Raw genomic sequence first — 14,015 nt, 5'->3', positions numbered from 1 at the left:
AACGCGGGGAGGGTTGCCCCTCCCCGTCAGACTTAGGCCAGGGCCGCGTCCTTGAGGATCTCGATCAGGCCATTGCGATAGCCTTGACCAACAGCGTTGAACTTCCACTCGCCATTGTGGCGATACAGCTCGGCCATGATCACGGCGGTTTCGAGGCTGTAGTCCTCGGACAGGTCGAAGCGCATCAGCTCTTCACCGCTTTCTTCGTTGCGGATGTTGATGTATGCGTTCTTGACCATGCCAAAGTTCTGGGCACGCTCAGTGGCTTCGTGGATGCTGACCACGAACTGAATGCGCTCAACATCAGCCGGAATACCTGCGAGCTCCAGCGAGACTTTCTCGTCATCGCCTTCGCCTTCGCCGGTACGGTTATCGCCATGGGTCTTGACCGAGCCGCACGCGGAGGCCGGGTTGTTGTAGAAGACGAAGTCGGCTTCGCCACGCGCCTTGCCCTCAGCGTTCAGCATGATCACGCTGGCGTCCAGGTCGAACTCCTGGCCGTCAGTGGTGCGCTTTTCCCAGCCAAGACCTGCCAGGACTTTTGCCAGACCAGGGTTGGTTTTGGTCAGGTCGATTTTCTGGCCCTGGATTTGACTATTTTGAGAACATTGTCATTATCTTCTAAACAGCTCTGAAACGATTGATTAAGACGCCAATGGAAGCAAAAGAAAAATGACAATTATCAAAAAAACCCAAGCTATCCGCTATCACCCTTTGGCTGCAATCGACCCAGAGTTGGCGAATCTGATTATCCAAGGGGCAGCCGACCACCAAAAAATCTTCGGTCTCAGAAAATACAGCGTCCACGCGTCCATACAACTGTTGGAGGCCTACTGTGACATTACCGGCCAACGGATCACCATGGACACGGTCAGAAGCCCCTGTATCGAGGGGATCTTGCGTGGATTCTCCTCCGCCATGGCAGGCAATGCTCTAGTGGAGCTTCCAGAAAAAAAGCGTGAAACCTTATGCCGTTGCCTCTATCAATCGCTCACGACGGCTCTAGCGCAGCTTCCTGAAGCTCACGATTTTTCCTGGAACTTCTCCCTGTTCAAACCAGATGCAAGCGTGTGCGCGGAGATTGCTTCGGCTAATGAGTACAAACGTTGGTACTGGAAAGGTTGGTCAATCCTGCGCCCGGACGAAACTGGTGTGTACGTACGGCTCGCCCAGCTCGTAGCCCCTTATGGGCGGGTATTTGTAGAGGCCATCTTCGCAGAAATTGAAAGGTACTTCCGTGGCCGACCTGGCGCATTTCGCGTTGAATGGAACTACATGTTCGACTATCTCGGTGAGCACCACACCATATGGCCCCGGAGCACCTTCAAAACCGAGGCAGGCGTGAAAAGTTTCATACAGGCCTTTACAGTTGCTTACTTCAGCGAGGCAAAGGAAGCCCAGAAGGATGCAAAATCACAAATCAAAAACTGGGGCAGATTTATAACATCGATTGAGAAGTGCCTATGCAAAACTGGGGTATGGGCAAAGCTAACCTCACCAATCAAGCGACCACCACCGTCAACCAAGCATGGATCTGAAACCAAACTAGAAGAGCGAGAAGGCGGGCTGCTTGTCCAAGAAAAGCTACTTACGAGCATTCCCCTTTACGTAACCGATTCAGAAGCCGTTGACGTATTGTTTTTCCACATCAAGAACGACCTTGCCACAGTTCGTAACTGGGCAATCCATCAGGTTGCAGACCTGAAATCCCGAAAGGCCCGTCGTGTCTTGCTCGCTCAGAGCGGCACCCCGATCATCGAGTACCAAGGCCGGGGAATCGTAAACCGGTACACACTGGCTGACATCTGCGCGACACTGGAGGCCGCCGACTCTAAGGTGCCATCAAGTTTCCTTTGCAAGATTTACAACCGACTCACCGGTGAAAACTTCGATGCCGCGGATCTTGCCAACATTTACGGGTTCCCCGTTACAGGAAGTCTGTTCCCACTTCAGTGCTTATTAGTGCTTGAGCATCCTGAAATCACGACCGAGTTTCTAAAGAGCTTCGAGCTTTACAATCAGCAAGGTCAATTGGTGGGATTTAACGAAGAGAAGCGCCTGCTAACTGGATACAAAGACCGCAAGAATCCAGATGTTCGAGAGCAGGTCATCGAGCTCAATGACACTTCTTTCAACATAGTGAAGGATATTATCGAGATAACTAGCTCTGGACGGAGAAAGCTACGCGCGCAAGGGAAAGACAGCTATCGCTACCTATTTATCACTTCAGGGAAAGCCTTCAGCTTTAATAAGGCCGATGTAACCATCTGGAACGAACATACCTTTCGTGGCAATTCTAGCTTACGCGAACAACTGATCACACAATTCAAGCCCCACAGCGACCTGCCGGTTGCCCAGCTGGTCGAATTCATCAAACGAGTACGGTTGACCAAGATCCGGGCATCTAGGGCGGTTGAAATCTTTATTCATAGTAAAAGTAGCGAAGCCATGTCTAAGGCCCTCGGCCATGAGCACTATTACCCAGATCTGCTCAGCCACTACCTACCGGACGCTCTATTGGCATTCATCAAAGCTCGGTGGATCCGGATCTTTCAGAAAGCGCTCGTCTGTGAAGCCATGAAGGATAGTCACCATCTCCTCCGAGTGACCCGATTCAACACCATGGATGAACTGGATGCTTTTCTGGATAACCACCGAATTAAAGAGATTCCCTACCAAGCTTCAGATCCTGAGCGCACAGAACAGCGGACAATTACCGAGGCTAGTGAGGCTGTTTTTCTATCGGCGTGCCGTTCCTGGCTTCTTTGCTCTCACTTGAAGCAGCAGTCAAAACCTCCACTGATCGGGCCCGCGTATGCGGCAAAGCGGAATACTGGGCGTCATTTGCAGACAAAATTAAATCTGAAATCACAAGCGGCTATAACCGCCTGCTGAAGCAACACCTAGATGCTGCGCTGAAACTAGTTGATGCGAAAAAGATGGAGGCATTGATCTATGTCCCTGCTCACTGGGCGTGAATCCAGCACCGGGTATGAATTTCTCGATGACTTTGTGATAACAAAACTAGCGCCTCATACGTCAGCACCCTGGCTGCTAAGTGACTTCTATAAGCATCGCTGGGCAATTCAGGCCCACCAAAAAAAACCCATAGAACTCGATTGGACGGTACATCTTGGGGATGGCAGTCTATTGACTGAGGCCAAGAACGAAAAATTATTACGGTCGTTGCAACATCTGCTCATAATTGGTGCGAACGGAGTCAATGAAGAGTTTTCCACGCGCGCGCCCGTGACCCAAAACATGCGTCTGTCATGCACGTTAAGACTCATTGACTACCTGTTGATACACTCAAGAAGGCTTGGCCTTATCAAGTTCGGCCTTGGCGCCTTGAGCGCCGATGATTTGAAAGGAATTCTCAACCATCTTGCCTCTACTCCATGGGCTGAAGACTCCGTTTATGCATGGCCTGAACGCTCATCCGCGTTCTGCAATGCTCAGCTGTGCAATCTCAGCGATAACGAGGCCGAGATAATCTTTGCCAAGTATCCAAGTATGTTGGAGGTGAGCGACGATGAGTGTGAGAATCTCAAACTCGATATCACCGTGGCTGATATCCCGAGGATTCGTGCGGCACTCATGAAGGCTAATCTGTACTACGGGAATAGTAGCAATGGCTACAAGGTAAGCACAAAAGCACTTTCGGAGCGCATCTACCCAGACACGTTGCGTGGGCGACAAACGCCAAAATCGGCTCTCGAAGTACTTAATTTCTACCCCAACGAAATCAACTACAAGCGCGAGTATCCAGGGGTCAGAGTCACCACAGGCGAGTCTGATATCCTCCAAGACACCGTATACTATTACTATCGGTACGCGCTCGTGAATAGCGCGACACTCAATACGTTAGGGTTATCCGCACCCGCAGATACCAACACCATCACAGAGTACATTCCAAAACTCAACGAATCTTCCCGATTCAGAAGCGTGCCGTCAGACAACCTGTTGAAGCTATTCCGCCGCAGTGTGGAATTCCATGTCGAACATGGGAGGAAGATCCTGAACGGTTTCATCAGGGTAGCAGCGCGTAGTCACGCTCAGAATATCTCAATGACCCAACAATCCAAAGAGGACTTTTTGAGAATTATCGGCCCGGAGCTCGCTAACTTCGGCGTCAAAAGGTTAGGCCTATCCAGCAACCGCAGCACCAATAATAAATCTCCTCGAAAAGGCAGCCGGGAGCAGTACTTCCAGCACCTGCGCGCCAACCACGGACTGCTTGAGCTGGTATACGTCTACCTGGGCAGCATACAGATGGTCGTTGGGATGATCATGGCGCGGCGCATTGACGAGTTGGTCACTCTGGACGCTGCGAACTGCTTGGACAAAAGCAAATCATGGCTCGTCTTCAACTTGGAGAAATCCACCCGCGACGCCTTGGGAATGCGGCAGCGTGAGTCTCGGCCTATTGACGCCATTGCCGTGGAAATGATCGAGGAGCTTCGCCGCTTTCAAAAGCTACTCAAGCGTCTCCGGGTTATCGACGATCTGACCGGCCTCTTCGCGACCCCATCGTCGCTGGGGCACAAAGGATTACAGGACTGCTCGCTTCACCTGTACAACCGCCATCTGGACTTCGCCTGCGACTACTTCGAAAGCGATATCACTGCTGACGGGGAACGCTACTACGTACGCCAGCACCAACTGCGCCGCTTTTTTGCCATTATGTTTTTCTACACCAATAGCTTCGGCGAGTTGGATACCCTTCGCTGGATGCTCGGACACCGCGACATTGAACACGTTTGGCACTACTTGACCGAGTGCCTAGAGCCCAAAGATCTCAGGGGCGCGGGCGCCCGCTATTTTGCTGACCTCGCCAAACACGAACGGTTAGACAATTACCAGAATTTGCAGGATCTGCTGTTTGCGGAATTCAGCACCACCAAATTCTCCTTGGTCGACGAGCAAAAAATCGAAGACTACCTTTCGGCGATGCTTGAAGAAGGTAAAGCTCGGATTGAGCCAAAATTTTTCAACGATGAAAATGGTAAATCCATGCAAGTCCTATTCATTGTCAGCTGAGAATAAAATGAACACACTACCCAAGCGCGAGCTGATTGATCAATCCATAGCGAACATCTTCAAATTACTGGTAGATATAGGGCAATCACCAGGTAACTATACTGACAACGAAAAAGTTCTGAACGCACTGAAGAGCCAAGGTGGCTTATGCTCTTTGGACATTGAGTTCTTCATACAGAATGAAAGCTTCACAATCCATCCCATAAGCCTTAACACTCTAAAGAAAAGGCTCGCCGACAATGAGCCTGAGAAAGATTTTCAGCACTTAGAAAAATTGCGGGCACATGCACAGAATGCTATACGCAAGTTCAGGAAGGAACTGACGCCTCCAAATAAACGTACTCGTTCTGCACTGGAGGATCAGGTCGAAGAACTCAAGTCTTCGATTTCCACACTCCAAGCGGTAAATATGGTTTTAATACAGGCACTGGAGATTAACCGGAAAGATTTGATCACGATCTCTGACACCACGAATACGGGATTGCGGCAAAAGAGAATTAACGACGCAATCAACAGAATCATCAAGATACTAGGGTTGAATCCTGCCCCCTTTGATGACGTGACCGTTCTATCCATGAAAAATCATTTGCAGTTGGTGCCAAATGGCAAAGCGAATCATTGAGTACCCCGAAGCATCTCAATTGTTCACTCCAATCCCGAGACTGCGACTATACGACTATTTATCGCACGATAAACTGCATACACTTGATAGTAGCAATATACCATTCATGACTTGGCCTGATGGCTCGCCTTGCTTGCAGGCCAACGCCTACATGATCAAGACGCGCATGCAACCCAGCCGTGGCGGCAATGGCCCATCAAGATTTGGAACCAAAGGGGGTACCTTTGGTGAATACGCCGGGCAGATCAGTCACCTGATTAGATTCTGTTACTATAACAAACTCAACTTCATAGCCCTTTCCGACGACGATTTTTGCGACTTCATCGACGGACTCCGCAAGCAGACAAAACTAAACAATCCCACTCAGCCAAAAAGAACTGAGCGCACAATTACCAGCATAGGCAGAAGATGTTTAAGCTTTCTCTCACATGTGGGAGAGATGAATGGAATTCATAATTTCGTTGGAATAGGTGGAACCATTTCTATTGAGATGGTGGACTCAGTTTTCTACCGAAATGGAAAAGCCATCAAACGCTCCAGCGTTCACCACAGGTCGTTCAGGACGGCCAGTGCCAAAAAGACCCGCAGACCTATTGGCGAAGCCACCATCGCAAAGTTGCACAACGCGATTGATGAGATGTCCACATCGGAATTTTTATGCAATCGTCGGCATCTGATGATTTCCCTGTTCGAGGAGCTGGGTGGCCGTCGAGCCGAGATTCAGGCGATTACTGTTGCACAAGTTTTCGCTGCTAGCAAAATTAAAAAGCCAATAATTCGACTTTCCACGTTGAAGAGAGGCGGGACTGGGCTGACTCGTGAGCTTGAGCTTAGCCCACCAATGATAGAAGACCTCCTGAACTACATTCGCGGCGACCGCCGCTCCATCATGAAGCGATTCAAGGACGCTCCAGACCACGGTTTTCTACTAGTGACAGAGCGAGGCGGACGCCCCTTAGGGATAGATACCTTGACGACCGAGTTTTCGTTAATTCGACGTGCAGCGGGCATCGAGGAACAAGCCTGCTCGCACCTCTTCAGGCATGCTTTCTGCACCAACATTGTGGCTAAGCTCATTGCTGAAACACAGGCCCTGAGCCCCGACTCATTCAGGCAAACACTAATGACAAACAAGATGTTGGCCGAGCGCGCCATGGCCTTGAGCGGCCACGCAACGCTTGAGAGTTTGCTTAACTATGTGGACGCCGCCTTTAGGGAAAAATCCAAGTACGAACAGGTCATCCATAACGTCCAAGTTGCCAGGACTTATGAAACCTACCAGCGTCGGAGAAAACAGCTCTTAGAAGATTTCAAAAGAGGGAAAATCAGCAAGGAGAAATACATCAAGCGAGAAGAGGCTCTGACGGCAGCCATGGATCTTGACCTTGCATGAGCGACTGCACGACCAGTGCGCGGGGATCCTAGCTTACCCTCTAGCCCAGTACCTCTGAACAGTCCTGAGTGTCACCCCTAGCCTACGAGCGATCTCGTCTTTTTGTAGACCTTCACCCTGCATGCGCTTCACGGAGTCACGAGTACTGTCTGCCTTCCTCCCTCGAATTCCCCGAAGCGCATCCTCTTGAACAACTGACTCAAACCGCCCCGCACTCAGCAAAGCCCTAAGCCTTTTATTACTCAGCACTATCTGCTCTTCAACGTCGAGACCAGAGCAACGCGCTTCAACAACCAGCAGAACATCGCTGGGAGCGACACCGAGCACCTTGCAGAGAGCGGCAAGCGTATCGATGCGAGGAAGGGTTTGGCCGTTTTCGATCTGGCTCAGATTTGAAATATGAAGGACTTCGCCGCACTCAGTGCGTGTCAGACCAGCTTGGAGCCTGGCATCCCGCAGCACCTGCCCCAAAACCTTTTCAAGCCTCATTTTCTTCGCGCTCAAAAACGAGCATCAAACCAATTTTGACGCGACACATCGTTAGCTGATAAGCTAACGATGTGTCGCATGATCTTATCAGAAACCCCCGTCAATAAATGCCAATTGAAATCCTTGGCACCAGCCAAGCAGGTGTGATTGCAGCCAGCGGCCCCCTAACCGAGTCCGCAAAGAGCGATGTCCAGCTTCTGCTCCTGCCGCCCTGAATGACACCCCGCCTCCACGGCGGCATAGCGACTGAACAGATATTTTAAGCGGAGGAACACCATGGTTGCTCAAGCCGGACATATAGACTTTGAGTTCAAGTCAGAAAGCGCAGGACTTTGGTGCCTCAATAAGAAAGGCAGCGAGCGCTGGATGAGCATTACGCTGGCCAGTACCGAAACCAATGGTGTTGTAAATACAATAGCTACAAATGATCCCGAGATCATTAAGCGGACGCTCAAAGAACCAGGAGAAGGGTTATTCATCCGAAGCTTTCAAGCGGTCGTAAGCTGCGATTTTCCTGACAACAAGGGAATTGCAGTTGCTGATGTATTAAAACTGATCGAGCAGCGAACCAAGCGGGGCGAAATATTCCATCTCGTGCACACCAAGTTCAATTGCTATCAATTCGGAGGGCCGACCAAACTGATGGCTAGTCAAGTTCAGATGGGGTCTGATGTAGTGCTCTACACCGCCGAGCCACCTGCGCGTCGGTATTACGGTGGATAAGCGATGAAAGAATTGCATGAGATAACCGATCTGCTCTACGGCGATGGAATACAGATGCCTGGAGCAAAGGTCAGTCAGGATGAGGCTGTTCGGATTGCCCGTGAGCGCCACCCATACTCTGAGTACTGCCTCATTTCTGATTGGCGCTGGATAGATCTGGACGTCACCTCAGCGCAACTCAACGAGTTGACTAGAACTAACCGTCAACCAGTCGTCATCTACGCACACACAGTGATTTACGATAGTCAGCGCCGTTGGGATGTAGGCGACTTTGTGCGCACAAGCTATCTACACAAATTCGAGCAAGGGTTCATTTTCCAAACCCTAAGTACAGTTTATATTTTAATGGGAGATGGCATCAGAACAAGAGCTTCTCTTGAGACTCTCGGACGGATTTTTTGATGCCTATGACAGAGCTTTCCAGGCGCACAAAGCTGTGTCTAATAAAAGCACAAAACACCCAATTTTCATGGCGCGTGACTGGATACCTCACTGATGTCCATATCTTCGCTAGGTCTGCCGTGGGTCGCGTTTTCAGTCATCACAGCTCATGTAAAGTATTCAGGGAAGGGACAACAATTCGCACATCCGATGTTATCCACCTTTATAAAGAAAGCGGCTTCTGGGTACTACATACAACGAGCGGCAGTTTCTACGTGATCGCGACTTTTGAACGCAAAATCGGATGGTATTCGCTGATGCATTTCAAAGCTTCTGGGGAAGCTAGGTTGCGCTTGCCCTGGCGCCTCTTGAACTAGCTTAGGCTGCTTATGCAATGTAGATTGACCTGCCATTCCCTTGGTAAGGCCTGGCTGATATCAGATCTTTGGTGTATATGTTGATGTATGTATAGCTAAGAGTCATCTACACTTTCCGTGTGTAGCCACTACTAGGAATATGTATCAATGCCGACGATAGCCGAACAGCATCGGATCCTCGCGAAGTTGATTGAGGATTTATGTGAACTCAAGAAGGAGTACTATCACCTTTGGCATTACACATGTGGCAAGTCAGTACCGGATGACTATCAAAAAGCAGTGGATAGTTTGATGGAAAATGCTAAGAACGAGTGCGGAGAATTGGCTCTTACTGCTCCGGGATTTTTATATTGGGAGATTTGGGGGGCCTTCAATCGAGTTGATACAGCACTGGATACGGAAGCGATAAGACGTCTTCTACGCAAGAAGTTGGAAATAGAGCTTGAAGTATGAGATTTGGCATCTTCATGGCGTGGATTCAGCCTGACTGCTATTCGCCGGTACTTGGCTAATACGCACCGCTCCACGCCCTTCTCGCTAATTAATCTGGTCAACAACTGCCATCAACCGCTTAGCGCCATGCCTTGCTTTGGGCACCAAAAGATCTGGCGTCCACCCACCACACTGGCTTAAAACTCTGTCAGCACTGAACTATTCAGCTCCTCGCGCAGAGTTCGCCATTGCGGCAAATGGAGGTCGAGGAGAGAGGTGAAACGTTCGTTGTGATGCCGCTCATGCAGGTGGGCCAGCTCATGCACCAGGATGTACTCCAGGCATTGCACGGGCTTCTTGGCCAGCTCCAGGTTGAGCCAGATGCGTCGGGCTTCGATGTTGCAGGTGCCCCACTTGGTCTTCATCCGTTTGATGCCCCAGGCCCTTACTTCAACCCCTAGCTTCGGCTGCCACTTTTCCAGCAGCTCTGGCACTAGGCGCTTCAACTCTGCACGATAGAAGTCCTGAAGCACCTGCTCGCGTCGCTCGACGGTGGTCTCCGGACGCACGAACAGATCCATGCAGGCCTTACCGCGCAGCGTTACATGCAGTGCTATACCACTGCTCTCGTGCACGCGCAGGCGATACCGCTGCCCCAGGAAGTAATGGCTCTCGCCGCTGACCATGCGCCGTTGGGATTGCCGGGGCTGGGCCTGAAATTTGGCCCGTTGGCGCTTGATCCAGCCCAGCTTGCCCACCACCGCCAGGCGCACGGCTTCGTCATCTACCGCCAACGGCGCGGCCACACGCACACGTCCTTGCGGCGGATAAACGCCCAGATGCAGGTTCTTGATCGGCTTGCGCACGACCTCCACGGTCAAACCGCTGACAGTGATATTGCGGGACTCAATACTCATGCTGATGCTTGACCAGTTCCAGCAAGGCATCCAGCCGTTCGTTGTCCTGTCCTGCTGAATAGTCGCCCAAGGCCTCAGCGGCGTCTTTGCCCCACTGATCCAGCACTTGCTTGATAGCCAGGCGTACGCGTTTGATCTTCATGGCATTGCCGCGCCAGTCGTCCTGCCGGCTGTCCAGCACAGCGGCATCCACAGCCAATGCCAGGCCGGCATTCTGACTCAGGTTGTCATACAGCGCTTTGCGGGCGGCGCTATTGATCGAGCCAGGATAGTTGGTCGAGCTGGTGGGGTTCTTGGCCTGCTGAGCTAGCTTCACCACCTCATCCAAGTATTCCTGGTAGCTGATGGCGTCTTCCTTACGCTTGGCGATCAGCGCGTCGAGAAGCGAAGACATGGTCTCGTAGTACTTCGGGTTGATCGGCGACTCATCAATGATCAACTTGCGCACGTTGTTCTCGATGGTCTCGGCCACGGCTTCCTGGCTTTCGCGGATGCCCTTGGGCAGAGCGTCCACCGCATCGACACCACGTTCCACGATCAGCTGGATCAGCGACATATCATCGAAGGCTGAGATCTTCTCGCTGTCCTCGGCCCGGATGTAGGTGTCGATCAAAAAGTGCATGTCCGGCTCGTAAGCCTTCAGGTCGATGTAGTCACCGCTGGCCAGTTTCACCTCGTCGCGCACCTTGGTGAAGTGATCAACCTCATCCTTGATCTCGCTGATTTCTCTGGCGCTATAGCCGGCTTCTTCCAGCTCGTTGGCCAGATTGCCGAAGCAGCGAATCAGCGCGGAGGTCATCTTGTACAAGTTCAGCCGCTTCGGCTCGTTGGTTTTGAGCACTTCGGCATTACCCGAGTCGGTGCCGCAGAAGAAGCGGATATAGGCAGGCGTGTCCTTGGGTTTCTCCACTGGCTCGCACAGGGCCTTGATCGCCTCGCGGGCTTCCTCAAGGTCTTCCTGGCCTCTGCTCAGCCGGTCTTCCAGCAGGCCCGCCACATCGGCCTTGTCGTAACCGTCCAGTGCACCGCTGGTGTAGTCGCCGATGGCGCCTTCCAGCTGCTTGAACAAGTCCTTGTAGTCGATGATGTAGCCGTACTGCTTGTCTTCACCGTCCAGGCGGTTGACCCGACAGATGGCCTGGAACAGGCCGTGGTCGCGCATCTGTTTGTCGATGTAGAGGTAGGTCGCTGAAGGCGCGTCGAAACCGGTCAGCAGCTTGTCCACCACGATGAGCAGGCGCATCTGGCCCGGCTCTTTGATGAAGCGCTGTTTGACCTCTTTCTCGAAGGTCTCCGGATCTTTGTCGCCGAGCATCTGGTTGTAGATGGCGTACTGACGCAGCTTCTCGGTCAGTCCTTCGCCAGTGGCTTCACCCTTGATGTCAGCAGGCGATGGCTTGTAGCTGGTGACAATGGCGCACATGTCGCCCATCCCGGCTTTGCAGAACAGCTCATAGCATTTGCAGGCTTCGAAGATGCTGCTGGTGACCAGCATCGCATTGCCACGGCCATCAGCCAGGCGGTGCTTGGTGGCCATGTCGAGAAGGATGTCGGCGACGATCTTCTCCAGCCGCGACTGGCTGGACAGCACTTTCTGCATGGTGCCCCAGCGCTGCTTGAGCTGCGCTTTGGCTAGGTCGTTCAGGCCCTTGGTCTTGGCCTCGAACCACTGATCGATCTTCTGCTGCGAGGTGATGTTCTGATCGATGTCGCGGGCTTCATAGCGCAGGTCGAGCACCACGCCATCGGACACCGCTTCGTCGAATTTGTAGGTGTGGATGTAGCGACCAAACACCTCGATGCTCTTCTGCTTGTCGGCCTTGAGCAGCGGCGTGCCGGTGAAACCGATAAACACGGCATTGGGCAGGATGGCTTTCATCGCCTTATGCAGTTCGCCAGACTGGGTGCGGTGGCACTCGTCGACGAATACATAGAGGTCGCCCTTGGCGCGGAAGTCTGGCGGCAGGCTCTTGCGCAGCTCCTCCACAAAGTCTTCTACATCGGCATCCTCGCGGGTGCCGAACTTATGGATCAGTGAGCACAGCAGCCAGGGCGATGGCTGGTTGAGCTTGTCGATCAGGTCGGCACCGCTGGTGGTACGCACGATCTGCTCGTTAACGCCGGTAAATACCTTCTCGATCTGCTCATCCAGCTCGGTGCGGTCGGTGATGATCAGCACCCGCGAGTCTTGGATGTTTTCCCGAATCCACTTGGTCAGCCAGACCATGGTCAGGGACTTACCCGAGCCCTGGGTGTGCCAGATGATCCCGCCCTCGCGCCGACGCAGGTAGCGCTGCGCCTCGCGGATACCGAAGTACTGGTTGTGCCGGCAGAGCTTCTTCACCCCGCTGTCGAAGACGATGTAGTCGTGGATCAGCTCCAGAAAGCGCGCCTTGTTGCACAGCTGAAGCAGATGCCGATCCAGCAGATTGTCGGCAACGGCGCTGTCAGCGTTTTCTTCCTTCCAAGTGAGGTAGTACTTCTCGCCGGTCTGGATGGTGCCGTAGCGCAGGCCCTGAGTATCGTTGCCGGCCATCACGAATTGCTGGGTGGAGAAGAACGGCTGGATAAACTCGACCTTCTGGTTATCCAGGTTCTGCCGAATGCCCTCGTTCACCGCCACCTTGGAACGCTTCAGCTCCAGTACGCCCAGGGCAATGCCATTTACATAGAGCACGATATCCGGGCGCTTGGTATAGGCCTTGGCATCAGCGCCCTTGACGGTGACTTCCTCGGCAATGGCGAAGTGGTTCTTGTCAGCCTGTTTCCAGTTGATCAGCCACACAGTCTGGTGTTTTCGCCGACCTCGGGCTTGATCTTCACCCCATAGCGCAGCAGCTCGTACACCGCTTTGTTGCGGTCATACAGACCCTTGCTGGCATCATTGGCTACACGGTTTAGTTCGAAAATAGCCCGGCTGGCCAAATTAGCCCCGACACCCTGTTCTGCCAGCCAACCGCGCAGCAACTCGGGCTCGATATTCGCATTGCCGGAGCGCTCGGCCCAGTCGCCCAGATACTCGTAGCCCAGCTGACTCTGGAACAGAGTGACCACACGTTGCTGGGTCATTTTTTCGATCTGGCCGACGGTGCTCATTGCTATTTATCCTAGTTTATTGTCAGCTGCAAATTTCATGTCTGTAAGTTTTTAATTTATAACTCTATAGATCTCGAATTCAGGGGCTGTTCATGGGGCTAAGGCTCATGATTGCTCTCTTGGATTACTCTTAGAATTTTCTCGTAAAAAGGGAGTAATGGAAGAAATGCTGTCTTATCTGTGGCGACCAGATCAATAGCATGGCACGCTGATATCTCGAACTCGTTGTGCCATGGTGATTCATCTAATACCATCACAGGTATGTTGATCTCGTGAAATTGATCAGCAGTTAAGTCAACTATGAGCCTGCCCTGTTTTATCCATGCGTGTGACTCGATTCCTGGCTTTGATCCGTGCACATAATAGAATTTTCCAAAACCAAGACTTTCCAAATAGGTACCGATCAATTCAGAGGTAGAGCCACAACTACCGCTGGGGAAATTTCTAAAATCTATCGGTCGCCCTGAAGCTGGTATTTTTTGTATCGCTTGCCTGAAACGGTTGCAGTGAATTTTAATTGTGGGTTTGCCTTGGGTTTCCTGCAT

General features: G+C 52.0%; 11 protein-coding genes and 1 pseudogene. 7 read left to right on the top strand and 5 right to left on the bottom strand.

All coding sequences use genetic code 11. The annotated features are described in order from the left end of the window. Positions 1 to 32 precede the first annotated feature (32 nt). A complete protein-coding gene (locus tag P5704_023735; GenBank protein ID WOF82230.1) occupies positions 33 to 590 on the bottom strand; it encodes a TerD family protein in 558 nt (185 codons plus the stop codon). A gap of 82 nt (positions 591 to 672) precedes the next feature. On the opposite strand from P5704_023735, the gene P5704_023730 reads away from it, so the two are divergent. The 4 genes from P5704_023730 (at position 673) to P5704_023715 (ending at position 7,055) form a co-directional block, all read left to right on the top strand. Continuing rightward, positions 673 to 2,895: a hypothetical protein gene (locus tag P5704_023730; GenBank protein ID WOF81815.1), complete on the top strand. Its 2,223-nt coding sequence runs from the start codon at positions 673 to 675 to the stop codon at positions 2,893 to 2,895. Between the two features lie 60 nt (positions 2,896 to 2,955). Further along, the gene (locus P5704_023725) at positions 2,956 to 5,040 is read left to right on the top strand and encodes an integrase (protein ID WOF81814.1); all 2,085 of its coding nucleotides are present in this window, start codon (positions 2,956 to 2,958) and stop codon (positions 5,038 to 5,040) included. Between the two features lie 7 nt (positions 5,041 to 5,047). Further along, positions 5,048 to 5,662 (top strand): hypothetical protein, encoded by a 615-nt coding sequence (locus P5704_023720; protein ID WOF81813.1) that lies wholly within the window; start codon positions 5,048 to 5,050, stop codon positions 5,660 to 5,662. A gap of 106 nt (positions 5,663 to 5,768) precedes the next feature. Next, complete coding sequence (locus P5704_023715) at positions 5,769 to 7,055, top strand: site-specific integrase (GenBank protein WOF81812.1); 1,287 nt, start codon at positions 5,769 to 5,771, stop codon at positions 7,053 to 7,055. 33 nt (positions 7,056 to 7,088) lie between these two features. Here P5704_023715 and P5704_023710 read toward each other — a convergent pair whose 3' ends face one another. After that, the gene (locus P5704_023710) at positions 7,089 to 7,559 is read right to left on the bottom strand and encodes a transcriptional regulator (GenBank protein WOF81811.1); all 471 of its coding nucleotides are present in this window, start codon (positions 7,557 to 7,559) and stop codon (positions 7,089 to 7,091) included. 261 nt (positions 7,560 to 7,820) lie between these two features. Here P5704_023710 and P5704_023705 point away from each other — a divergent pair, with 261 nt between their 5' ends. The 3 genes from P5704_023705 (at position 7,821) to P5704_023695 (ending at position 9,478) form a co-directional block, all read left to right on the top strand. Continuing rightward, the gene (locus tag P5704_023705) at positions 7,821 to 8,267 is read left to right on the top strand and encodes a hypothetical protein (protein ID WOF81810.1); all 447 of its coding nucleotides are present in this window, start codon (positions 7,821 to 7,823) and stop codon (positions 8,265 to 8,267) included. Between the two features lie 3 nt (positions 8,268 to 8,270). Further along, positions 8,271 to 8,669, top strand: coding sequence for a hypothetical protein (locus P5704_023700; GenBank protein ID WOF81809.1), 399 nt, complete (start codon positions 8,271 to 8,273; stop codon positions 8,667 to 8,669). A gap of 503 nt (positions 8,670 to 9,172) precedes the next feature. Further along, positions 9,173 to 9,478, top strand: coding sequence for a hypothetical protein (locus P5704_023695; protein ID WOF81808.1), 306 nt, complete (start codon positions 9,173 to 9,175; stop codon positions 9,476 to 9,478). Positions 9,479 to 9,654: 176 nt separating this feature from the next. On the opposite strand, the gene P5704_023690 is transcribed toward P5704_023695, so the two are convergent. From P5704_023690 to P5704_023680, 3 genes and pseudogenes are all read right to left on the bottom strand, one after another. Next, positions 9,655 to 10,374: a SprT family zinc-dependent metalloprotease gene (locus tag P5704_023690; protein ID WOF81807.1), complete on the bottom strand. Its 720-nt coding sequence runs from the start codon at positions 10,372 to 10,374 to the stop codon at positions 9,655 to 9,657. Next, a pseudogene (locus P5704_023685) lies at positions 10,364 to 13,470 on the bottom strand (HsdR family type I site-specific deoxyribonuclease). The gene P5704_023690 and the pseudogene P5704_023685 overlap by 11 nt, the downstream one beginning before the upstream one ends. A gap of 98 nt (positions 13,471 to 13,568) precedes the next feature. After that, on the bottom strand, positions 13,569 to 14,015 hold the full coding sequence (locus P5704_023680) for a hypothetical protein (protein WOF81806.1): 447 nt from the start codon (positions 14,013 to 14,015) through the stop codon (positions 13,569 to 13,571).

The organism is Pseudomonas sp. FeN3W, assembly GCA_030263805.2.
Lineage (GTDB): Bacteria > Pseudomonadota > Gammaproteobacteria > Pseudomonadales > Pseudomonadaceae > Stutzerimonas > Stutzerimonas stutzeri_G.
This window is presented reverse-complemented; position numbering and strand designations above follow the sequence as displayed.

Coding starts and splice junctions, on each gene's coding strand:
- P5704_023720 (WOF81813.1), top strand. CDS start 5,048: ATGAACACACTACCCAAGCGCGAGCTGATTGATCAATCCATAGCGAAC.
- P5704_023695 (WOF81808.1), top strand. CDS start 9,173: ATGCCGACGATAGCCGAACAGCATCGGATCCTCGCGAAGTTGATTGAG.
- P5704_023690 (WOF81807.1), bottom strand. CDS start 10,374: ATGAGTATTGAGTCCCGCAATATCACTGTCAGCGGTTTGACCGTGGAG.
- P5704_023705 (WOF81810.1), top strand. CDS start 7,821: ATGGTTGCTCAAGCCGGACATATAGACTTTGAGTTCAAGTCAGAAAGC.
- P5704_023700 (WOF81809.1), top strand. CDS start 8,271: ATGAAAGAATTGCATGAGATAACCGATCTGCTCTACGGCGATGGAATA.
- P5704_023725 (WOF81814.1), top strand. CDS start 2,956: ATGTCCCTGCTCACTGGGCGTGAATCCAGCACCGGGTATGAATTTCTC.
- P5704_023680 (WOF81806.1), bottom strand. CDS start 14,015: ATGCAGGAAACCCAAGGCAAACCCACAATTAAAATTCACTGCAACCGT.
- P5704_023730 (WOF81815.1), top strand. CDS start 673: ATGACAATTATCAAAAAAACCCAAGCTATCCGCTATCACCCTTTGGCT.
- P5704_023715 (WOF81812.1), top strand. CDS start 5,769: ATGACTTGGCCTGATGGCTCGCCTTGCTTGCAGGCCAACGCCTACATG.